A 21954-nucleotide genomic window follows, 5' to 3' on the forward strand; every position below is an offset into this window, starting at 1 on the left:
CTGCGAACAACCACCGTCGGAGGCCGAACTGAACGCAACCCCTAGAGTCGGAGCCATGCAATCGTGGCCTGCGCCTACCGTTCCGCAGCTCACCGGTGAGGGAACGCCGTTGCGCCTCTACGACAGTGCCGACGGCCAGGTCCGGCCCGTGGCCGCCGGTGAGACCGCGACCATGTACGTGTGCGGCATCACCCCGTACGACGCCACCCACCTGGGCCATGCGGCGACGTATCTGGCGTTCGACCTGGTCTACCGGTCCTGGCTCGACGCGGGTCACCGGGTGCACTACGTCCAGAACGTCACCGACGTCGACGACCCGCTGTTCGAGCGGGCGGCGCGCGACGGCGTCGACTGGCGTGACCTCGGCGCCCGGGAGACCCAGCTGTTCCGCGAGGACATGACGGCCTTGCGCGTGCTGCCGCCGCACGACTACGTGGCCGCCACCGACGCCATCGCCGAGGTGGTCGAGCTGGTCGAGAAGCTGCTGGCCGACGGTGCGGCCTACGTGGTCGACGACGCCCAGTACCCCGACGTGTACTTCCGGGCCGACGCGACGCCGCAGTTCGGGTACGAGTCGGGGTATGACCGCGAGACGATGCTGCGGCTGTTCGCCGAACGGGGCGGGGACCCCGACCGGGCGGGCAAGGGGGACGCGCTGGACGCCCTGCTGTGGCGCGCGGAGCGTCCCGGCGAGCCGAGCTGGCCGTCACCGTTCGGCCCGGGTCGGCCCGGATGGCACGTCGAGTGTGCCGCCATCGCGCTCGACCGCATCGGCACCGGCCTCGACGTGCAGGGCGGCGGCAGCGACCTGATCTTTCCGCACCACGAGTTCTCGGCCGCCCACGCCGAATCCGTCACCGGCGAGCGACGTTTCGCCAGGCACTACGTCCACGCCGGCATGATTGGCTGGGACGGCCACAAGATGAGCAAGAGCCGCGGCAACCTGGTGTTGGTGTCGAAGCTTCGCGCCCAGGGCGTCGACCCCGCGGCCATCCGCCTGGGCCTGCTGGCCGGGCACTACCGCGCCGACCGCTCCTGGAGCGACGCGGTCCTCGCCGAGGCCCAAGACCGGCTGGGCCGGTGGCGCGCGGCGGCGGCGCTGCCTGCCGGACCCGACGCGACCGACGTGATCACCAGGGTTCGCCAGTACCTGGCCGACGATCTCGACACCCCGAAGGCGCTTGCCGCCGTTGACGGTTGGGTCGCCGACGCGGCGGAGTACGGCGGCGACGACGCCGACGCCCCAGGCCGCGTCGTGGCGGCCGTCGACGCGCTACTCGGGGTCGCGCTCTAACCACGAGGTACCTTTTCGCCCATGAGTTCGGTGAGCGGCAAGGTGGTGTTCGTCACCGGCGGCGCGGCGGGTGTCGGCGCGGAGGTCGCACGACGGCTGCACGCCAAGGGTGCGCGACTGGTGCTGACCGACGTCGACGCCGACGCGCTCGACCGGTTCGCCGCCACACTCGGAGACGACCGGGTGCTGACGGTCACCGCCGACGTCCGCGACCTGCCCGCCATGCAGGCGGCCGCCGACGCCGCGGTGCGCCGCTTTGGCGGCGTCGACGTGGTGGTGGCCAACGCGGGCATCGCCAGCTACGGATCGGTGCTGCAGGTCGACCCCGCGGCGTTCAAGCGACTGCTGGACGTCAACGTCCTCGGGGTGTTCCACACCGTGCGGGCGACGCTGCCGTCGATCGTCGACCGCCGTGGGTACGTGCTCGTGGTGTCGTCGTTGGCCGCGTTCACCGCCGCCCCGGGACTGGCGCCCTACAACGCCAGCAAGGCCGCGGTCGAGCAGTTCGCGAACGCGCTGCGGCTCGAGGTCGCCCACCACGGCGTCGACGTCGGGTCGGCGCACATGTCGTGGGTCGACACGGCGATGGTGCGCGACACCAAGACCGATCTGTCGACGTTCGGCGAGATGTTGGCCAAGCTGCCCTATCCCGTGAACGTCACCACGTCCGTGCAGAAGTGCGGCGCGGCCTTCGTCGCCGGCATCGAGGGTCGCAAGACCCGCGTGTACTGCCCGCGCTGGGTGGGCGCGCTGCGATGGCTCAAGCCGCTCGCGTCGACCCGTCTGGGCGAGGCGCCGATCAAGAGGTTCGTGCCCGACCTGCTGCCGCGGATGGACGCCGAGGTGGTCGCGCTGGGGCGGTCGACGAGCGCGCACTCCGAGGCGGTGAACGCGCCAAACCCCACGTGACACCCTGCCCGTCGAGGGTCCGGGATCGGCAGCCGCTCAGGTGGTTTGATGATGACGTGAAGTCGACCTTCCTCCGACGGGCCATGGCCTTCGGCATCGTGGCGGCGCTCGTCACCGTCGCCGCGGCATGTGCGAAGGGTGACAAGCCCCAGGCGGTCGGCTCCGCACCGCCGCCCCCACCGTCGTCGGCCGTCAGCCCGGAGCAGGCCAGGGCGATCGCGAAGGAGGCCTACGTCTACGGCTTCCCGATGGTCGACGACTACCGCGTCATGTACTCCTACTTCGTGGACAAGGAGGACGCCGAGTACAAGGGCGGCTGGAACCAAGTCCACAACACCGCACGGGTTTACACGCCGGCCGACACCACGATCCAGACCCCGAACTCGGACACGCCCTACTCGGCGGTGGGAGCCGACCTGCGCACCGAGCCGCTGGTGTTCACCGTCCCGCCGATCGAGCAGGACCGGTACTACTCACTGCAGTTCGTCGACCAGTACACGGCCAACTTCGCCTACGTGGGCAGCCGCACCACCGGCAACAGCGGGGGCAAATACCTTCTGGCAGGCCCCAATTGGACAGGGGAGAAGCCCGCGGGCGTCAACGAGGTCATCCGGTCCGACACCGATCTGGCGCTGGTGCTCTACCGTACCCAGTTGTTCGAACCGGCAGATCTGGACGCCGTCAAGAGGATTCAGGACGGCTATCGCGTGGAGCCGCTGTCGGTCTTCCTCAAGCAGCCGCTGCCGCCGCCGGCCCCGGCGATCGACTTCGTCCCCGCCCTGACTTCCGACCAGGAGCGCACCTCACCCCAGTTCTTCGACATCCTGAGCTTCATCATGAAGTTCACCCCGACGCTGCCCGCCGAGAAGGCGATGCGAGACCGGTTCGCCTCCATCGGCATCGGGCCCGACGGGTCCTTCGACGCCGAGAAGCTCTCACCCGAGATGCGTACCGCGGTCCAGGACGGCATGGCCGACGCCTGGGCCGACCTCGACGCCCTGAAGAAGAACGAGATCGACACCGGAAAGTTGTCCTCCGCCAGCCTGTTTGGCTCCAAGGAGGACCTCAGGGGCAACTACCTCTACCGGATGGCCGGCGCGGTGTTCGGCATCTACGGCAACACCGCGGCCGAAGCGCTCTACCCGAATTTCTCCACCGACGCGTCGGGTGCGCCGCTCACCGGCGCCAACGCCTACACGTATCACTTCGCCCCGGGCCAGCTGCCGCCCGTCAACTCGTTCTGGTCGTTGACCATGTACGGGTTGCCGAAGAGTCTGCTGGTGGCCAACCCGATCAACCGCTATCTGATCAACTCGCCGATGCTGCGCGAGCTGGTCCCCGACGTCGACGGCGGCTACACCATCTACGTGCAACGGGATTCACCCGGGCCCGAGCGCGAACCCAACTGGCTGCCTGCCCCGGACGGCCCGTTCGCCTTGATACTGCGGCTCTACTGGCCCAAGCCCGACGCGCTGGACGGTCAGTGGCAGGCGCCCAAGCCAATTCGGGTCTAGCCGGTGCGCGTCCCGGGTCTACCCACATTCCGCGTGTAGGTTGGCCCAGTCAGTTCAGCGCCAAGACTCCAGCGATGACGTGGCGACCACGACCACGACCACGACTGCGGACGGCGGACAATTGGCAAGAACACTCACCGACGTAGAGCTCCTCCGCGAGCTGGAGCCGGTCGCGGAGGCCGGACTCAACCAACACCTCGCCACGACCAAGGACTGGAGCCCACACGACTACGTGCCGTGGTCCGACGGCGCGAACTACGCCGCGGCGGGCGGCCGCGAGTGGGACGTCGACGACTCGGGCATCTCCGATCTGGCCAGGGTGGCGATGATCACCAACTTGCTCACCGAGGACAACCTGCCGTCGTATCACCGCGCCATCGCCGAGAGCTTCACCGTCGACGACGCCTGGGGCGCGTGGGTGAATCGCTGGACCGTGGAGGAGAACCGGCACGGCACGGCACTTCGCGACTACCTGGTCGTCACGCGGGCCGTGGATCCGGTCGAGCTGGAACGGGCCAGGATGCTGCAGGTGACCGCCGGCTTCAGTCCCGGCCAGCAGGGGCAGGGGACCGTGGGTCCCGAGTCGATGCTCGACACCCTGGTGTACGTGACGTTCCAGGAGCTGGCCACCCGCGTGTCTCATCGAAACACCGGCAGGGCCTGCGACGAGCCGATCGCCGACCAGTTGCTCAAGCGCGTCTCCGCCGACGAGAACCTGCACATGATCTTCTATCGCGGCGTCGGGGCAGCTGCGCTCGACCTCTCGCCCGACCGCGCGATACGCGCGATTTGCCGCATCCTGTCGAGCTTCCAGATGCCTGGCTTCTCGATACCCAACTTCCGCCGCAACGCCGTCAAGATCGCCGTCGGTGGAATCTACGATCTGCGGCAGCATCTCGACGAAGTGATCATGCCCGTGCTGCGGTACTGGCGAATCTTCGAGCGCGACGACTTCACCGGCGAGGGTCTGCGGTTACGCGACGAACTGGCCGTCTTCATCGCCTACACGGAGGTCGAGGCGGACAGGTTCGACGAGTCGAAGGCCAGGTATCTCGAGCGCGACGCGCGCAAGGCGCAACGGCTCTCCGCCAGGTCGTCGAGCCAACCGGTCTAACCCCGGTAGCCCGGCCCGCGCCGACGCAGATACCGCTCGAACTCCGCGGCCAGCGCGTCGCCGTCGATCTTGCCCAGGGCCTCGGTCATGTCCACTTCGGCGTCGCCGCGCTCCTCGAGGGACTGGACGTACTCGGCGATCTCCTCGTCGTCGGCGGTCATCTCGGTGACGGCCTGCTCCCATTCCTCGGCCTGGATCGGCAGGTCGGCCAGGGGCACCTCGATGTCCAGGACATCCTCGACACGGCGCAGCAGCGCCACCGTCGCCTTGGGGTTGGGTGGCTGCGACACGTAGTGCGGCACGGCGGCCCAGAACGTGACGGCGGGGATTCCGGCGGCCACGCAGGCGTCCTGGAAGACGCCGGCGATGCCGGTCGGTCCCTCGTACCGGGTCTCCTCGAGGCCGAAGAACTTGGCCGACTCGGGGGAGTAGGCGGCTCCGGAGACCGGCACCGGCCGGGTGTGCGGCGTGTCGGCCAGCAGTGCGCCCAGGATCACGACGGTGTCGACGTTGAGCTTCTCGGCGATGGCCAGCAACTCCGCGCAGAACGTCCGCCACCGCATGTTGGGCTCGACGCCGTGCATCAGGACGATGTCACGGTTGCTGCCGGGTGGGCGGCAGTGCGAGATCCGCATGGAGGGCCACACCAGCTCGCGGGTCACGCCGTCGATCTGGCGAATCACCGGGCGATTCACCTGGTAGTCGTAGTAGGACTCGTCGTCGATCTCGACGATGGTGTCGGCCTCCCAGATCACGTCGAGGTGTTCCAGGGCGTCACTGGCCGCGTCACCGGCGTCGTTCCAGCCTTCGAAGGCCGCCACGATGATGGTGTCCTGCAGGTCGGGCAGGTCTGTCACCAGGCCAGCGTAAGCCCTGCCCGGCACCGGCGAGTGCCATCGCCGGGCGGGTCGCCGTCCGCGCTGGCGTCGCCGTGAAATACCTTCGGCGGCAGTGTCGTTACCCTGGGTAACCAAGACCGGGTCGACGCCACCTGCGTCGGGCTTGATCTTGACCATGACGTGGGCGTCCAGCCGTCGTGAGGACGACGACGTAGACTTGCTCGGTCGAGAGGCGTTGCAACGGTTGCCGGGGGCGCGGGGATTGACCTCGCCCAGCCCGGTATCCGCCACGCTCGGCAGAGCTAAGGACGCCTTCCGCTACGGAAGGAGTGCACGTGGACGCCACCGCAACCGACTCGGCGCCGGATACCTTCGTGCCACACGTCCGCCCCGACTGCACCGAGGAACTGACCGCTGCGCTGCGCCAGCGCATCATGGTGATCGACGGTGCGATGGGTACGGCGATCCAGCGGGACCGGCCCGACGAGGCCGGCTACCGCGGCGACCGGTTCACGGAGTGGCCGACCGCCCTGCAGGGCAACAACGACCTGCTCACCCTGACGCAACCCCAGATCATCGAGGGCATCCACCGCGAGTATCTGGAAGCGGGCGCGGACATCCTCGAGACCAACACGTTCAACGCGAACGCGGTCTCGCTGTCGGACTACGACATGGCCGACCTCAGCTACGAGCTGAACTACGCAGGCGCCGCCCTGGCGCGCCAGGCGGCCGACGAGTTCAGCACCCCGGACAAGCCCCGCTACGTCGCGGGCGCGCTCGGACCGACGACGCGGACGGCGTCGATCTCACCGGACGTCAACGACCCCGGCGCCCGCAACGTCTCCTACGACCAGCTGGTCGCCGCCTACCTCGAGGCGGCCAACGGTCTGGTCGACGGCGGCTCCGACCTGATCATCATCGAGACGATCTTCGACTCGCTGAACGCGAAGGCCGCGGTGTTCGCCGTCGAGACGCTGTTCGAGCAGCGCGGCCGCCGCTGGCCGTTGATCATCTCGGGCACCATCACCGACGCGTCCGGCCGGACGCTGTCCGGTCAGGTCACCGAGGCGTTCTGGAACGCGATCCGGCACGCCAGGCCGCTCGCGGTGGGTCTCAACTGCGCCCTCGGCGCCCCGGAGATGAGGCCCTACATCGCCGAGGTGGCGCGGATCGCGGACACCTTCGTCTCCTGCTATCCGAACGCCGGCCTGCCCAACGCCTTCGGCGAGTACGACGAGTCTCCGGAGGCGCAGGCCTCCTACATCGCCGACTTCGCCGACGCCGGCCTGGTCAACCTCGTCGGCGGGTGCTGCGGCACCACGCCGGAGCACATCGCCGAGATCGCCAAGGTCGTCGAGGGCAAGCCTCGGCGCGAGCTGCCGCAGATCCCGGTGGCCACCCGGCTCTCGGGTCTGGAGCCGCTCAACATCACCGACGACTCGTTGTTCGTCAACATCGGTGAGCGCACCAACATCACCGGCTCGGCCCGGTTCCGCAACCTGATCAAGGCCGAGGACTACGACACCGCCCTGTCGGTCGCCCTGCAGCAGGTCGAGGTCGGTGCCCAAGTCATCGACATCAACATGGACGAGGGCATGATCGACGGCGTCGCCGCCATGGATCGCTTCACCAAGCTGATCGCGGCCGAGCCGGACATCAGCCGCGTCCCGGTGATGATCGACTCCTCCAAGTGGGAGGTCATCGAGGCGGGCCTGAAGAACGTCCAAGGCAAGCCGATCGTCAACTCGATCTCCATGAAGGAGGGCGAGGAGAAGTTCGTCCGCGAGGCCCGGCTGTGCCGCAAGTACGGCGCCGCCGTCGTCGTCATGGCGTTCGACGAGCAGGGTCAGGCCGACAACCTGGAGCGCCGCAAGGAGATCTGCGGGCGCGCCTACAAGATCCTGACCGAAGAGGTCGGCTTCCCGGCAGAGGACATCATCTTCGACCCGAACTGCTTCGCGTTGGCGACGGGCATCGAGGAGCACGCCACCTACGGGATCGACTTCATCGAGGCCTGCGCCTGGATCAAGGAGAACCTGCCCGGGGTGCACATCTCCGGTGGCATCTCGAACGTGTCGTTCTCGTTCCGCGGCAACAACCCGGTGCGTGAGGCCATCCACGCGGTGTTCCTCTACCACGCCATCAAGGCCGGCCTGGACATGGGCATCGTCAACGCGGGTGCGCTGGTGCCGTACGACTCGATCGACCCCGAGCTGCGGGACCGCATCGAGGACGTGGTGCTGAACCGTTGTGAGGATGCGGCCGAGCGGCTGCTGGAGATCGCCGAGCGGTTCAACAGCTCGGAGAAGGCCGACGATCCCGTGGCCGCCGAGTGGCGCAGCCTGCCCGTCCGCGAGCGGATCACCCACGCCCTGGTGAAGGGCATCGACGCCAACGTCGACGACGACACCGAGGAATTGCGGGCCGAGATCGAGGCCGCGGGTGGTCGTCCGATCGAGGTGATCGAGGGCCCGCTGATGGACGGCATGAACGTCGTCGGCGACCTCTTCGGCGCGGGCAAGATGTTCCTGCCGCAGGTGGTGAAGTCGGCCCGGGTGATGAAGAAGGCCGTGGCGTACCTGCTGCCGTTCATCGAGGCCGAGAAGGTGACGTCCGGGGCGGCGGCGAAGAAGGACACCAACGGCACGATCATCATGGCGACGGTCAAGGGCGACGTCCACGACATCGGCAAGAACATCGTCGGGGTCGTCCTGCAGTGCAACAACTACGAGGTCATCGACCTCGGCGTGATGGTGCCCGCCCAGAAGATCCTGGACGCCGCCAAGGAGCACGACGCCGACATCATCGGGCTGTCCGGCCTGATCACCCCGTCGCTCGACGAGATGGTGAACTTCGCCGTCGAGATGGAGCGCCAGGGTCTGACGATCCCGCTGCTGATTGGTGGTGCGACGACGTCGCGGGCGCACACCGCGGTGAAGGTGGCGCCGCGTCGTAGCGGTCCGGTGGTCTGGGTCAAGGACGCGTCCCGTTCGGTGCCGGTCGCCGCCGCGCTGCTGGACGACAAGCAGCGCCCGGCACTGCTCGAGGCCACCGAGAAGGACTACGCCGCGCTGCGCGAACGGCACGCCCAGAAGAGCGAGCGCAAGATGCTCACGCTGGAGAAGGCGCGGGCCAACCGCACGCCGATCGAGTGGAACGGCTACACGCCGCCGGTGCCCGCCCAGGGCCTCGGCGTGCGCGAGTTCCTGGACTACGACTTCGCCGAGCTGCGCGAGTACATCGACTGGCAGCCGTTCTTCAACGCCTGGGAGATGAAGGGCCGCTTCCCCGACATCCTCAACAACCCGGTCTCCGGGGAGACGGCCCGCAAGCTGTACGAGGACGCCCAGGAGATGCTCGACACCATGATCAAGGAGAAGTGGCTGACCGCCAACGGCGTGATCGGCTTCTTCCCGGCGAACGCGGTCGGCGACGACGTCGAGGTCTACACCGACGAGTCGCGCACCGAGGTGTTGACCAGGCTGCACAACCTGCGCCAGCAGGGCGAGCACCGGGACGGCATCCCCAACCGCAGCCTCGGTGACTTCATCGCGCCCAAGGACACCGGTCTGGCCGACTACGTCGGTGCGTTCGCGGTCACCACCGGGCTCGGCAGCCAAGCCAAGTGCGACGAGTTCAAGGCCGCCAACGACGACTACGACGCGATCCTGCTGGAGTCGCTCGCCGACCGGCTGGCCGAGGCGTTCGCCGAACGGATGCACCAGCGGGTCCGCAAGGAGTTCTGGGGCTTTCAGCCCGACGAGCAGCTCGACAACGAGGACCTGATCGGCGAGAAGTACGTCGGCATCCGCCCGGCGCCCGGCTATCCGGCCTGCCCGGAGCACACCGAGAAGGCCACGCTCTGGGACTTGATGGACGTCAAGGAGCGCACCGGCATCGAGCTGACCGAGTCGATGGCGATGTGGCCCGGCGCCGCAGTCAGCGGCTGGTACTTCTCCCACCCGCAGTCGCAATACTTCGTCGTGGGCCGGCTGGCCCAGGATCAGGTCGCCGACTACGCCAAGCGCAAGGGTTGGACGCTGCAGGAGGCCGAGCGCTGGCTGGCCCCCAATCTCGGCTACAACCCGGAGGACTGAGGATGAAGGCAGTGCTGAGGGCCGTCCTGTTCGACATGGACGGCACCCTCGTCGACTCCGAGAAGCTGTGGGACGTCTCGTTGCAGGCGCTCTACGGACGTCTCGGCGGCGTGCTGACCCCCGAGGTGCGGGACACGACGGTGGGCAGCTCGTCGGAGGGTCTCATGCGCATCGTCTACTCCGACCTCGGCCTGGACCACGATCCGGTCGCCATGGAGGATTCGGCCGACTGGTTGCACGACTACACCGGCGAGCTCTTCGAGCAGGGTTTGACGTGGATGCCAGGGGCTCGGGAGCTGTTGGACGCGTTGACCGACGCCGGGGTTCCCATGGCGTTGGTCACCAACACGCGCCGTGCGCTCACCGAGCGCGCGCTGAAGAGCATTGGCAGCCATTACTTTTCGGCGTCGGTGTGTGGCGACGAGGTTGAGCACGCCAAGCCCGCACCGGACCCGTACCTGCGGGCCGCGCACCTGCTCGGCGTCGACCCGGCGGAGTGCTTGGCCATCGAGGACTCGGTGACGGGGGCGTCGGCCGCCGAGGCGGCCGGGTGCCCGGTGCTGGTCGTGCCCAACGACGTCGAGGTGCCCGAGGGGCCCCGGCGCCGGCACGTGGCCTCGTTGGCCGAGGTCGACGTGGCCGCGCTGCGCGCGATTCACGCCCAGCTGAGCGTTGCTGACGGGGTGGGATCGCAACCGGAGCACTGATTTCGGCTCCCGCCGGGGTTCGCTAGCGGCAGACGTGGTCAAGATCGGCGAATTGCCAAGTGGCATACGGCCATTTCGATCGCCACGGTGTCCTATCGTTGTGTGACAGACACCACGCAGTGTTGCGAAAGGACACGTCATGGCCGGTCAGGGTCCACCCGTCGACGACTCGACGTCGGTGATAAGCGACGACGACTTCTCCTCTGGCGGCACCGCCGTCCGGATCGCGGGTGTCGCCGCACTCGGCGGCCTGCTGTTCGGCTACGACAGCGCCGTCATCAACGGCGCGGTCAAGTCGATCGAGGAGCAGTTCGGGATCGGTTCGATCGAATTGGGGTTCGCCGTGGCGTCGGCGCTCCTCGGCGCCGCGGTCGGCGCGATGACGGCGGGCCGCATCGCGGACAAGATCGGCCGCATCTCGGTGATGAAGATCGCCGCGGTGCTGTTCTTCATCAGTGCCATCGGAACGGCGTTCGCGCCCGAGGTCGTCACCCTGGTGGTCTTCCGCGTCATCGGCGGCATCGGCGTCGGCGTCGCCTCGGTGATCGCGCCCGCCTACATCGCCGAGACCTCGCCGCCCCGGATCCGCGGCAGGTTGGGCTCCCTGCAGCAGTTGGCCATCGTGTTGGGCATCTTCCTGTCCTTCGCAATCAACACCCTGCTGCAGACGATCGCGGGCGGTGCCAGCAAGGACCTGTGGTTCGGCCTCGAAGCGTGGCGGTGGATGTTCCTGGTGATGATGGTGCCCGCCGTGGTGTACGGCGTGCTGTCCTTCACCATTCCGGAGTCGCCGCGTTACCTGGTGGCCAGCCACAAGATCCCGGAAGCCCGCAGGGTGTTGAACCTGCTGCTCGGAGAGAAGAACCTCGAGATCACCATCGATCGCATCAAGGAGACTCTCGAGCGCGAGGACAAGCCGTCCTGGCGCGACATGCGCAAGCCGGGTGGCAGCTTCCTCAGCTTCTACGGCATCGTCTGGGTCGGTCTCGGACTGTCGGTCTTCCAGCAGTTCGTCGGCATCAACGTGATCTTCTACTACTCGAACGTGCTGTGGCAGGCGGTCGGCTTCAGCGAGAGCGACGCGGCCTGGTCCACCGTGATCACCTCGGTGGTCAACGTGGCGACGACGCTCATCGCCATCGCACTGATCGACAAGATCGGCCGTAAACCGCTGCTGCTCATCGGTTCTACCGGAATGGCCGTCACCCTGTTGACCATGTCGGTCATCTTCGCCAATTCCACCATCGGAGCCGACGGCATCCCGAGCCTGCCCGAGGGAACCGACACCATCGCGCTCATCGCGGCGAACCTGTTCGTGGTGGCGTTCGGCATGTCGTGGGGCCCGGTGGTCTGGGTGCTGCTCGGTGAGATGTTCCCCAACCGCATCCGCGCTGCCGCCCTGGGCTTGGCCGCGGCCGGTCAGTGGGTGGCCAACTGGCTGATCACGGTGTCGTTCCCCGAACTGCGGAGTCACCTGGGCCTGGCGTACGGCTTCTACGGCCTGTGCGCGGTGCTGTCCGGGCTGTTCGTGTGGAAGTGGGTCATGGAGACGAAGGGCGTCTCGCTCGAGGACATGCACGGCGCGATCGTCGCGGGAAACAAGCCCGCGGCCAACGCCTGAGACGTCGCGGCGGGAAACCGCCGTGACTTCACGGCAGGCGGCGTGGAACAATCGCCTGCCGTGAAGACCTTCGACGCGCTGTTCGCCGAACTGAGCGAGCGCGCGCGCACCCGACCGGAAGACAGTGGCACCGTCAGGGCATTGGACGGTGGCGTGCACGCGCTTGGCAAGAAGGTCCTCGAAGAGGCCGGCGAGGTGTGGATCGCCGCCGAGCACGAGGGCGACGACGCGCTCGCCGGAGAGATCAGCCAGCTCCTCTACTGGACGCAGGTCCTGATGATCTCGCGCGGTCTCACCCTCGACGACGTCTACGCCAAGCTGTGAACGATTCTCCCGGGAACGGCACCATGCTCCGCGTCGCCGTGCCCAACAAGGGTGCGCTCAGCGAATCGGCCGCCGAGATCCTCTCCGAGGCCGGCTATCGGCGTCGTCGCGACCCCAAGGACCTGACCGTCGTCGACCCGGCGAACAACGTCGAGTTCTTCTTCCTGCGGCCCAAGGACATCGCGATCTACGTCGGATCCGGCGAGCTGGACTTCGGCATCACCGGACGCGACCTCGCGCAGGAATCGGATGCTCCCGTCCAGGAGCGGTTGGCGCTCGGGTTCGGCTCGTCGAGCTTCCGCTACGCCGCACCGGCGGGCCCGGCGTGGACCGTCGACGGCCTGGCGGGCAAGCGGATCGCCACTGCCTACCCCAATCTGGTCCGAAAGGATCTGGCCGCCAAGGGCATCGAGGCCACCGTCATCCGCCTCGACGGGGCGGTCGAGATCTCGGTGCAGCTCGGCCTCGCCGACGTCATCGCCGACATCGTGGGCACCGGTCGCACCCTGGGTCTGCACGGACTGGTGGCCTTTGGTGAACCGCTGTGCGACTCGGAGGCCATCCTGATCGAACGCGCCGACCCGGATCCGGCGACGGCGCGGGCACGCGACCAGCTCGCGGGCCGCGTGCAGGGCGTGGTGTTCGGGCAGCAGTATCTGATGCTCGACTACGACTGTCCGCGTTCGGTTTTGGATCGGGCGACGGCGGTCACCCCGGGGCTGGAGTCGCCCACCATCGCGCCGCTCGCCGATCCGGCCTGGGTCGCGGTGCGGGCGCTGGTGCCGCGCCGGACCGTCAACGCCATCATGGACGAGTTGGCGGCCATCGGCGCCAAGGCGATCCTGGCCTCCGACATCAGGTTCTGCCGCTTCTGAGCATTCAGTGTTAGCTTTCCAGCCATGACGCAAGTCCTGGTGATCGTCTTGGCTCTCCTCATCGGCGTCGTGGCGGGGCTTCGCGCGCTGACGCCGCCCGCGATCGTCGCCTGGGGCGCGCTGCTGGGCTGGCTGCCCGTCGACGGCACCTGGGCGCAGTGGGTCGGTCATCCCGTCACCGTCGGCGTGCTGACCGTGCTGCTGGTGGTGGAGCTGGTCACCGACCAGCTGCCCAAGACCCCCAGTCGCACCGTGCCGCCGCAGTTCATCGCGCGACTGCTGACGGGCGCGTTCGCCGGAGCGGTCGTCGGAGCGGGCACGCACCACACCATCCTGGGCATCGGGGCGGGCATGATTGGCGCCGTACTCGGCACGCTCGGCGGGTACCAGGCGCGCAGTCGGCTGGTGGCGGCCAACGGCGGGCGAGATCTCCCCGTCGCACTCACCGAGGACGCAATCGCGGTGCTCGGCGGCCTCGCCGTCGTCGCCCTCGCGTCGACCGCGTTCTGAGTGCCGACGTGACGACGAAGTACGACGCGATCATCGTCGGGGCGGGACAGGCCGGACCCCCGCTGGCGGGCAGGCTCACCGCGGCGGGCCAGACGGTGGCCGTAATCGAACGCAAGCTGGTCGGCGGCACCTGCGTCAACACCGGGTGCATTCCCACCAAGACGTTGGTGGCCAGCGCGCACGTCGCCCACGCCGCGCGCCGAGGCGCGGACTACGGCATCACCACCGGTGAGGTGGTCGTCGACATGGCAAAGGTCAAGGCGCGCAAGGACGAGATCAGCCAGGGCGACCGCCACGGCCTGGAGTCCTGGCTGGAGGGCATGGACGGGTGCACCTTCATCCGTGGCCACGCCCGTTTCGAGGGACCCCACACCATCCGGGTCGACGACCAGGTGCTGGAGGCCGACCGCATCTTCCTCAACGTCGGCGGCCGCGCGACTGCGCCCCCGATTCCCGGGCTCGACGACGTCGACTACCTCACCAACGTCGGCATCCTCGAGCTCGACGTCGTGCCCGAGCACCTGGTGATCATCGGCGGCAGCTACATCGGGCTGGAGTTCGCACAGATGTACCGCCGCTTCGGCGCCCGCGTCACCGTCGTCGAGCGCGGCCCCAGGGTCACCGCCCGTGAGGACGAGGACGTGTCCGCGGCGATCCAGGAGATTCTGGAGGGCGAGGGCGTCGACGTCCACGTCGGCGCAACCGGCATGCGAATCGTCAAGCACGACAACGGTTCTGGCTTCGACCTCTACCCGCGCGACGGCGCCGACCCCATCTCGGGCAGCCACCTGCTGGTGGCGACCGGTCGCCGGCCCAACACCGACGACCTCGGGCTCGACGTCGCCGGGATCGAGACCGACGAGCGCGGCTACATTGTCGTCGACGACCAGCTCCGCACGTCCGTCGACGGGGTGTGGGCTATGGGGGACTGCAACGGCAAGGGCGCGTTCACCCACACCTCCTACAACGACTTCGAGATCGTGGCGGCGAACCTGCTCGACGACGACCCGCGCCGCGTCAGCGACCGGGTGCCGACCTACGCGTTGTACGTCGACCCGCCGCTCGGCCGGGCGGGCCTGACCGCCGACGAGGTCCGCACGTCGGGCCGCAAGGCACTCGTGGGCAAGCGCCCGATGACGAAGGTGGGCCGCGCCGTCGAGAAGGGCGAGACCCAGGGCTTCATGAAGGTCGTGGTCGACGCCGAGACCCACCAGATCCTCGGTGCGTCGATCCTCGGCGTCGGCGGTGACGAGGTGGTGCAAGACATCCTCGACGTGATGACCGCCAAGCTGCCCTACACCGCCATCTCACGGACCATGCACATCCACCCGACGGTCAGCGAGCTGCTGCCGACGATGCTGCAGGACCTGACTCCACTGGAGTGATTGCGGCGCAACGCCGTTCACCCGTCAGCGCCGCTGCACCAACAGGGTCTGAACCGACGTGCCGACGAATCCCCTGCGGTCGAAGATCTCCGCGGTGGTGGAGCCGATGCCGTCCGGTCCGATCGACGCCCGGGAGCGCAGCCCGAAGTCCTCACCCTCAGGCGCCCGATGCAGGTGCACCGACGTGTCGGTGTTCATGAACAGGAACCGTTCGGGGTGGAGCACCGCGCCGACGCCGTTGGCCGAGTCGACCACCAGCGCGAGCCGTTGCACGTCGGTGGTGTCCTCGCCGGCCACCAGCGGGACGAGGGCCCTGAGCCAGCCGACGTTGGCCTCGCCCGGGTCGGTGGCCTGGGTGCGCCAGCTGACCCGCTCCAGGTATCCGGGCGCCCCCGCCCAGCCGTGGGCGTGCGGCACGGTCTCACCCTCGACCAGCGGTGGGTAGCGGTCGGTGGCCACGTCGGCGGTGTCGGAGGTGGCCAGCAGCCAGGCCGACAGGCGGGCCACCGGCCGCTCGGAACCCACGGGCGACATCTCCGCGCACATCAGCGAGATGCGGGCTCCCGGCCGCTGCGTCCAGGTCGTCACCCGTACCGGCGCCACCGGGATGGCGCCGAGGATGTCGAGGGTGAGCCTGCCGATGCGCAGCGACGACCCCGCCGCGTGCTCCTCGACGGCCTTCGTCATCAGGGCCAGGGGAGGAGAGCCGTGCTGAATGTTGCTGTCCCAGTTGCTCGCCGTGCCCGCGGTCGACTCGAAGACCGCGGCGTCGCCGTCGGCGTCCAGCCGGCGATAGAAGCCGTCGCTCATGCCGCCGGCTCCACGGCGACCGGCCAGCCGGGATAGGGCGGCGGCGTGCCGCCGAAGGTCGGGCAGTGCTCGTGGTGGGCGCACCAGTCGCACATCCGGGACGGCTTGGGCCGGAAGTCGCCGGTGACACCGGCGGATTGGATGGCCTGCCACATCGCCATCAGCGTCTTCTCGAAGCGCACCAGCTCGTCGAGGTCGGGCGTGTAGTCCAGCACCTGACCGTCGGCCAGATACAGCAGCCGAAGGCGGGCGGGCAACACTCCGCGGGATCGCAGCAGTGCCACGGCGTAGAACTTCATCTGGAACAACGCCTTGGCCTCGGCGAGTTCGCGGGTGGCCGAGGGCGCCTTGCCGGTCTTGTAGTCCACGACCCGCATCTCGCCGGTGGGGGCGACGTCGATGCGGTCGACGAAGCCGCGCAGCAGCGTGCCGTCGGAGAGTTCGACCTCCACCCGCTGTTCGCAACTCTCGGGATCGAACCGCGTCGGGTCCTCCAGCCGGTAGTACCCCGACACCAGCGCGCGGGCTTCGTCGAGCAACTTCTCCCGAAGGGCCGGGTCGAGGTCCTCGGCGAGCTCGGGGCGAGACGCGGCCATCTCCTCCCACGCCGGTTCGACCAACGTCGTCGCGGTGGCGGCCACCCGGCTGGCGGCGGGCAGCGCATACAGCAGCTCCAGCGCGCCGTGCACGACCGTTCCGCGGACCTGCGCGGGCGAGGACGGCTCCGGCAGCCTGTCGATGGCCCGGAGGCGGTACAGCAGCGGGCACTGCTTGAAGTCGCTGGCACGTGACGGCGACAGGGCCGGACGCCTGGTCGGCGCGGTCCCGTCCTCAATCACGGCCTCTGTCACGAGCTGGTTCCTCTCCCGGGTCGCTGCGCTCCTGCCCTCCGGAGCCTATGACGCCCGTCCGACAACCCCGCGCACCGGAGCCGGTGGGTCTGCTGGCAGGCTGATCAGCTGTGAAACGCACCGGGCCGTTCGACGTCGGCGATCGTGTCCAGCTGACCGACGCGAAGGGCAAGCACTACACGATGGTGCTCGCCCCCGGCGGCGAGTACCACACCCACCGCGGCGGCATCACCCACGACTCGGTGATCGGGCAGCCCGAGGGCAGCGTGGTCAAGTCCGCCAACGGCGACCCGTTCCTGGTGCTGCGTCCCCTGCTGATGGACTACGTGCTCTCGATGCCCCGTGGCGCGCAGGTCATCTATCCGAAGGACGCCGCACAGATCGTGCACGAGGGGGACATCTTCCCCGGCGCGCGCGTGCTGGAGGCCGGTGCGGGATCGGGCGCGCTGACCTGCTCGCTGCTGCGGGCCGTCGGTCCCGACGGCACGGTGGTGTCCTACGAGCTGCGTGAGGACCACGCCGAGCACGCCGAGCGCAACGTCGTCACGTTCTACGGCGAGCGGCCGGCGAACTGGGACCTCCGCATCGCCGACCTGAACACCTACGACGGACCGCAGGTCGACCGCGCGGTGCTCGACATGTTGTCGCCGTGGGAGGTCCTCGAGGCGGTCGCAGGGGCACTGGTGTCCGGTGGCGTTCTGATGGTCTACGTCGCGACGGTGACCCAGTTGTCGCGGGTGGTCGAGGCGCTGCGCGAGCAGTTGTGCTGGACCGAGCCGCGGGCGTGGGAGTCGCTGCAACGCGGCTGGGACGTCGTCGGCCTCGCGGTGCGGCCCCAGCACTCGATGCGCGGCCACACGGCATTCCTGGTCAGTGCCCGCAAGCTGGCCCCGGGAACGGTGACGCCCGCGCCGTACCGGCGGAAGCGGCCGGCCGTCTAACCCGGCGGCGCGGGAGGCGGGGCCGCCCCGACGAGCGGCAGCAGTTGGTCGGCGGTGCGCTTGCTCAGCTGCCAGCTGTTGCGGATCGGGGCGAATTCCATCGGGAACGTGAACGGCCGCACCTGCGGGTTGGGGGAGCCGATGGTCACCGAGGCGACGACGTGCCCCGGCTCGCCGGCCCACTGCAGGTCGGCGGCGTCCACCGTCAGCGGTGCGAACCCGCTGGCGACGAGCGCTTCGCCGAAGTTCTTCAGGGCGGGCTCGTCGTCGACCGTGGCGTACTGCACCAGGGCGACCTTCTGCTCAGCGGGAATCGAAGTGTCGGCCAGCCGGTAGAGCACTGCGGTCAGCTGGTCCAGGGGAGGCAGCGGGGCGACCGTCGGCATCGCCGGGCGCAGCGTGCCCGTCAGCGGACGCGGGCTCTGCGGGGCGGCCGTGGGTGGATCCTCGGCACAGCCCCCAAGCCAGAGCGCCGCCACCAGGGTGACGGCGCTCAGGGTCAAGCTTGGGGTGCGGTGCACTCAGCCGTTCGAGGACAGCAGTGCCAGTGCGGACTGCTTCGAGATCTGCCAGCCGGTGGGGCTCGGGCCGGCGACGAAGGTGACCGGCTCGGTCTTGGCGACCCCGGTGTTCGCGGTGGCGGTCACGTTCGCTGTGGCGGTCGTGCCGTCGGAGTCGACGTCGGCGACGACGAAGCTCAGCGGGAAGTAGCCCTTGGCCGCGGCCTTGCTGTATTCGCGGTCGGCGGCGATGCCCTCGATGCGGCCGAGGCCGCCTTCGATGTAGGTGCCCTTGGCGCCGGAGAACGAACCGCCGCCGGCGAGGCCGTTGAGGGTCTGCAGGAGCGGCGCCTGGAGATCCGGTGCCGGTGCCGCAGGGAGCGGGATGCCCATCACCACGGGCTGGATGGCCGCCGTGGACGATGACGCGCCCGAGCTCAGGCTCGATGCAACGGACGTCACACCACCCGCTGCTCCGGCCACGACGGCAGCAGCTGCCATGCCGGTAACGAGGGTTTTCAGGATCACGGCTGTCCTTTCGATCGGCCTAACTCATCAATGAGGCTAACAGTGTTGCTGGTGTGTCGAATTCCTACACGACGCACAAAGACTGAATCGCCGGTAGCGTTGAAGGTGTTACTGCACCAACTTTCGGTGCGGGGAGGGGCGCAATATGAGTGAGTCACAGCCCATGTCCAGTGGCGAAGCTGCCGAATTGGAAGAACTGCGCCGCGAAGCCGCCGCGCTTCGCGAGCAGCTCGAACAGTCGGTGGGGTCCGACAGCGGCCTCCGGAGTGCGCGAGACGTACACCAACTCGAGGCGCGCATCGACTCGTTGGCGTCGCGCAACGCCAAGCTGATGGACACCCTCAAGGAAGCCCGTCAGCAGTTGCTGGCGTTGCGTGAAGAGGTGGACAGGCTCGGCCAGCCGCCCAGCGGCTACGGCGTGCTGCTGGGCAGCCACTCCGACGACACCGTCGACGTGTTCACCTCCGGACGCAAGATGCGGCTGACGTGCTCGCCGAACATCGAGGTGAAGGATCTCAAGCAGGGCCAGACGGTCCGGCTCAACGAGGCACTGACCGTCGTCGAGGCCGGAACCTACGAAGCCGTCGGCGAGATCAGCACCCTGCGCGAGATCCTCGGCGACGGCCACCGTGCGCTCGTGGTGGGTCACGCCGACGAGGAACGCATCGTCTGGCTCGCCGAACCGCTCGTCGCCGCGGAGTACCTGGTGGAGGATCCCGACGCCGAGGAGTCCGACGACGACTGGAAGCCCAGGAAGCTGCGCCCGGGTGACTCGCTGCTAGTCGACACGAAGGCCGGGTACGCGTTCGAGCGGATCCCCAAGGCCGAGGTCGAGGATCTGGTGCTCGAGGAGGTGCCGGACGTCAGCTACGAGGACATCGGTGGCTTGACTCGGCAGATCGAGCAGATTCGCGACGCCGTCGAGTTGCCGTTCCTGCACAAGGACCTCTATCGCGAGTACTCGCTGCGGCCCCCGAAGGGCGTCTTGCTCTACGGGCCTCCCGGGTGCGGAAAGACGCTCATCGCCAAGGCCGTGGCCAACTCGCTGGCCAAGAAGATGGCCGAGGTTCGCGGCGAGGACGCCCGCGAGGCGAAGTCCTACTTCCTGAACATCAAGGGCCCGGAGCTGCTGAACAAGTTCGTCGGCGAGACCGAGCGTCACATTCGGCTGATCTTCCAACGGGCTCGCGAGAAGGCGTCCGAGGGCACACCGGTCATCGTGTTCTTCGACGAGATGGACTCGATCTTCCGCACCCGCGGTACCGGCGTCAGCTCCGACGTCGAGACCACCGTCGTGCCGCAGCTGCTCAGTGAGATCGACGGCGTCGAGGGCCTGGAGAACGTCATCGTCATCGGCGCCTCCAACCGCGAGGACATGATCGACCCGGCGATCCTGCGGCCCGGCCGCCTGGACGTCAAGATCAAGATCGAGCGGCCGGATGCCGAAGCGGCGCAGGACATCTTCTCCAAGTACCTGACGGAGAACTTGCCGGTGAACGCCGACGATCTCGCCGAGTTCGGCGGCGATCGGGGCGCGTGCGTCAAGGCGATGATCGAGAAGGTCGTCGACCGGATGTACGCCGAGGTCGACGAGAACCGGTTCCTGGAGGTCACCTACGCCAACGGTGACAAGGAAGTCATGTACTTCAAGGACTTCAACTCCGGTGCGATGATCCAGAACGTCGTCGACAAGGCCAAGAAGTTCGCGATCAAGTCGGTGTTGGAGACCGGTCAGCACGGTCTGCGGATTCAGCATCTGCTCGACTCGATCGTCGACGAGTTCGCCGAGAACGAGGACCTGCCCAACACCACCAATCCCGATGACTGGGCCAGGATCTCGGGCAAGAAGGGCGAGCGGATCGTCTACATCCGCACGCTGGTCACCGGAAAGAGTTCGAGCGCCAGCCGGGCCATCGACACCGAATCGAACCTCGGTCAGTACCTGTAGGTCAGGCGGTCAGCGGGCCGGGCGTCCCTCGAGGTCGAGGTACGCGTCCCGGCCCGCCAGGCTGACGGCGACGTCGGCGATCAACGGGTCGAAGAAGCGCTGTCGGTACAGCGGGTCGACGCTGGTGCTGACCGTGAAGTACAGCCCGGACAGCACCGCGACGAACAGCGACATGTGCGCGACCGTCTGGGGGATGGGCACGTGAATCCCGAACCACGTGCCGGCGCAGGGCGGTTCGCCGACGGCGCAGGTCTGCTCGGCTGACCACAGGACGGCCACGTCGTCGGGGACGGCGATGATGCCGAGTGCCAGGAAGAACGCGAACAGGCCCGCGGTGAAGAACACGACCTGAATGGCCTGCGACACCACCATCACGGCGACGACGTTGACCTGCTCGGCGCGGGACAGCGCGGTGCGCGGGATTCGGGTACCCGCCGGCACGGCCAGTGGCGTTCCGACGAGCAAGCCGGCCGGGTCGGTCTCCTCGGCCCGGTCCTCGCGCAACGCCCGCACCTCGTCGCGAATGGTGGTCACCATGAACGCCAGTGCGACGACGGCGAAGAACCCGATGACCTGCCAGAGCCGTTGGCGCGTCATGCGGGCGGCCAGCTGCCACAGCTCGCCGGTGAAGTACACGACCACCGTCAGCATCAGCAGGGGCAGGGCGCGGCTCATCAGGGTGCCGAGCGCACCGAGCTGCACCCAGGCGAACCGGAACGCCCACGCGGCGATCGACCCGAAGCCGACGTAGGTCAGCCAGATCGCCAGCAGTGTGATGACGACGAACGCCGGCGCCTCCGCTGCCGCCGCGGCCGACCACCCGCTGACGGTCACCGGCATCACCACCACGAAGATCGCCATGACCACCAGCGCCGCCGTGCGGCGACCCGCCTCACCGCGGGTGGTGTCGAGGCGATGCAGCAGATGGAGCGCGAACGGGGCGGCGACCAGGACTGCGGCGATGACGCCAAGGCGAACGGCGTAGCCGTAGTCGGGGGAGTCGCCGGTGACCTCGGCCAACGACATCGTCACCGCGGTGAGTGCGCCGACGCCACTGACCATGGGTGCCGACCGCTCGATCAGGCGACGTGCGCGCACCCGTCTGGTGAGCACCAACGGCAGGCCGCGATGCAGAAACCACTCGTGGACCTGCTGCATGTCGGGCACGGCGAACATTGTGGTGGACT

Annotated in this window: 19 protein-coding genes; 13 read left to right on the forward strand and 6 right to left on the reverse strand. The window is 68.4% G+C overall.

The features are described from left to right. The first annotated feature begins 55 nt into the window (after positions 1-55). The 4 genes from mshC (at position 56) to H7J06_RS17070 (ending at position 4831) form a co-directional block, all read left to right on the forward strand. Positions 56-1294: a cysteine--1-D-myo-inosityl 2-amino-2-deoxy-alpha-D-glucopyranoside ligase gene (gene mshC, locus H7J06_RS17055; RefSeq protein WP_264040176.1), complete on the forward strand. Its 1239-nt coding sequence runs from the start codon at positions 56-58 to the stop codon at positions 1292-1294. Positions 1295-1315: 21 nt separating this feature from the next. After that, on the forward strand, positions 1316-2203 hold the full coding sequence (locus tag H7J06_RS17060) for an SDR family oxidoreductase (protein WP_264040177.1): 888 nt from the start codon (positions 1316-1318) through the stop codon (positions 2201-2203). Positions 2204-2286: 83 nt separating this feature from the next. Beyond that, on the forward strand, positions 2287-3717 hold the full coding sequence (locus tag H7J06_RS17065; RefSeq protein WP_264040266.1) for a DUF1254 domain-containing protein: 1431 nt from the start codon (positions 2287-2289) through the stop codon (positions 3715-3717). Between the two features lie 121 nt (positions 3718-3838). Next, on the forward strand, positions 3839-4831 hold the full coding sequence (locus tag H7J06_RS17070) for an acyl-ACP desaturase (RefSeq protein WP_264040267.1): 993 nt from the start codon (positions 3839-3841) through the stop codon (positions 4829-4831). On the opposite strand, the gene H7J06_RS17075 is transcribed toward H7J06_RS17070, so the two are convergent. Beyond that, complete coding sequence (locus H7J06_RS17075) at positions 4828-5715, reverse strand: PAC2 family protein (RefSeq protein ID WP_372515330.1); 888 nt, start codon at positions 5713-5715, stop codon at positions 4828-4830. The genes H7J06_RS17070 and H7J06_RS17075 overlap by 4 nt on opposite strands. Positions 5716-6104: 389 nt before the next feature. On the opposite strand from H7J06_RS17075, the gene metH reads away from it, so the two are divergent. The 7 genes from metH (at position 6105) to H7J06_RS17110 (ending at position 15189) form a co-directional block, all read left to right on the forward strand. Then, entirely contained in the window at positions 6105-9767 is a 3663-nt protein-coding gene (gene metH, locus H7J06_RS17080; protein ID WP_264040269.1) for a methionine synthase, read from the forward strand. Positions 9768-9781: 14 nt separating this feature from the next. Then, the gene (locus tag H7J06_RS17085) at positions 9782-10474 is read left to right on the forward strand and encodes an HAD family hydrolase (RefSeq protein ID WP_264040270.1); all 693 of its coding nucleotides are present in this window, start codon (positions 9782-9784) and stop codon (positions 10472-10474) included. A gap of 139 nt (positions 10475-10613) precedes the next feature. After that, entirely contained in the window at positions 10614-12095 is a 1482-nt protein-coding gene (locus H7J06_RS17090) for a sugar porter family MFS transporter (RefSeq protein ID WP_264040178.1), read from the forward strand. A 42-nt stretch (positions 12096-12137) separates the two neighbouring features. Next, on the forward strand, positions 12138-12419 hold the full coding sequence (locus tag H7J06_RS17095) for a phosphoribosyl-ATP diphosphatase (protein WP_264040180.1): 282 nt from the start codon (positions 12138-12140) through the stop codon (positions 12417-12419). Between the two features lie 23 nt (positions 12420-12442). Continuing rightward, positions 12443-13294, forward strand: coding sequence for an ATP phosphoribosyltransferase (gene hisG, locus H7J06_RS17100; protein ID WP_264040181.1), 852 nt, complete (start codon positions 12443-12445; stop codon positions 13292-13294). A gap of 24 nt (positions 13295-13318) precedes the next feature. Continuing rightward, positions 13319-13804: a DUF4126 family protein gene (locus H7J06_RS17105; protein ID WP_264040182.1), complete on the forward strand. Its 486-nt coding sequence runs from the start codon at positions 13319-13321 to the stop codon at positions 13802-13804. A gap of 8 nt (positions 13805-13812) precedes the next feature. Next, the gene (locus H7J06_RS17110; protein ID WP_264040183.1) at positions 13813-15189 is read left to right on the forward strand and encodes an FAD-containing oxidoreductase; all 1377 of its coding nucleotides are present in this window, start codon (positions 13813-13815) and stop codon (positions 15187-15189) included. Between the two features lie 24 nt (positions 15190-15213). Here H7J06_RS17110 and H7J06_RS17115 read toward each other — a convergent pair whose 3' ends face one another. Both H7J06_RS17115 and H7J06_RS17120 read right to left on the reverse strand, forming a co-directional pair. Beyond that, positions 15214-15999 (reverse strand): thioesterase family protein, encoded by a 786-nt coding sequence (locus tag H7J06_RS17115; RefSeq protein ID WP_264040184.1) that lies wholly within the window; start codon positions 15997-15999, stop codon positions 15214-15216. Then, positions 15996-16850, reverse strand: a complete 855-nt coding sequence (locus tag H7J06_RS17120; RefSeq protein ID WP_372515331.1) for a RecB family exonuclease — start codon at positions 16848-16850, stop codon at positions 15996-15998. Before H7J06_RS17120 ends, H7J06_RS17115 begins: the two co-directional genes overlap by 4 nt. Positions 16851-16960: 110 nt before the next feature. Between H7J06_RS17120 and H7J06_RS17125 the strand changes: the two genes are divergently transcribed. Next, complete coding sequence (locus H7J06_RS17125; protein ID WP_264040185.1) at positions 16961-17791, forward strand: tRNA (adenine-N1)-methyltransferase; 831 nt, start codon at positions 16961-16963, stop codon at positions 17789-17791. Here the strand turns inward: H7J06_RS17125 and lppK are convergent. Next, positions 17788-18312, reverse strand: coding sequence for a lipoprotein LppK (gene lppK, locus H7J06_RS17130; RefSeq protein WP_264040187.1), 525 nt, complete (start codon positions 18310-18312; stop codon positions 17788-17790). The genes H7J06_RS17125 and lppK overlap by 4 nt on opposite strands. Beyond that, positions 18313-18819, reverse strand: a complete 507-nt coding sequence (locus tag H7J06_RS17135) for an MTB12 family secreted protein (RefSeq protein WP_264040188.1) — start codon at positions 18817-18819, stop codon at positions 18313-18315. A 145-nt stretch (positions 18820-18964) separates the two neighbouring features. Here H7J06_RS17135 and arc point away from each other — a divergent pair, with 145 nt between their 5' ends. Beyond that, positions 18965-20767: a proteasome ATPase gene (arc, locus tag H7J06_RS17140; protein ID WP_264040189.1), complete on the forward strand. Its 1803-nt coding sequence runs from the start codon at positions 18965-18967 to the stop codon at positions 20765-20767. Positions 20768-20776: 9 nt separating this feature from the next. Here arc and H7J06_RS17145 read toward each other — a convergent pair whose 3' ends face one another. Continuing rightward, positions 20777-21943, reverse strand: a complete 1167-nt coding sequence (locus H7J06_RS17145) for a hypothetical protein (RefSeq protein ID WP_264040190.1) — start codon at positions 21941-21943, stop codon at positions 20777-20779. Between the last annotated feature and the right edge of the window lie 11 nt (positions 21944-21954).

This window comes from Mycolicibacterium hodleri, assembly GCF_025822245.1.
GTDB classification, from domain to species: domain Bacteria; phylum Actinomycetota; class Actinomycetes; order Mycobacteriales; family Mycobacteriaceae; genus Mycobacterium; species Mycobacterium hodleri.

What these genes read in the sequence shown, in the direction of transcription:
- H7J06_RS17105 (WP_264040182.1), top strand. Translation starts at nt 13,319, where the DNA reads ATGACGCAAGTCCTGGTGATCGTCTTGGCTCTCCTCATCGGCGTCGTG.
- arc (WP_264040189.1), top strand. Translation starts at nt 18,965, where the DNA reads ATGAGTGAGTCACAGCCCATGTCCAGTGGCGAAGCTGCCGAATTGGAA.
- metH (WP_264040269.1), top strand. Translation starts at nt 6,105, where the DNA reads ATGGTGATCGACGGTGCGATGGGTACGGCGATCCAGCGGGACCGGCCC.
- H7J06_RS17145 (WP_264040190.1), bottom strand. Translation starts at nt 21,943, where the DNA reads ATGTTCGCCGTGCCCGACATGCAGCAGGTCCACGAGTGGTTTCTGCAT.
- hisG (WP_264040181.1), top strand. Translation starts at nt 12,443, where the DNA reads ATGCTCCGCGTCGCCGTGCCCAACAAGGGTGCGCTCAGCGAATCGGCC.
- mshC (WP_264040176.1), top strand. Translation starts at nt 56, where the DNA reads ATGCAATCGTGGCCTGCGCCTACCGTTCCGCAGCTCACCGGTGAGGGA.
- H7J06_RS17065 (WP_264040266.1), top strand. Translation starts at nt 2,287, where the DNA reads ATGGCCTTCGGCATCGTGGCGGCGCTCGTCACCGTCGCCGCGGCATGT.
- H7J06_RS17060 (WP_264040177.1), top strand. Translation starts at nt 1,316, where the DNA reads ATGAGTTCGGTGAGCGGCAAGGTGGTGTTCGTCACCGGCGGCGCGGCG.
- H7J06_RS17090 (WP_264040178.1), top strand. Translation starts at nt 10,614, where the DNA reads ATGGCCGGTCAGGGTCCACCCGTCGACGACTCGACGTCGGTGATAAGC.
- H7J06_RS17115 (WP_264040184.1), bottom strand. Translation starts at nt 15,999, where the DNA reads ATGAGCGACGGCTTCTATCGCCGGCTGGACGCCGACGGCGACGCCGCG.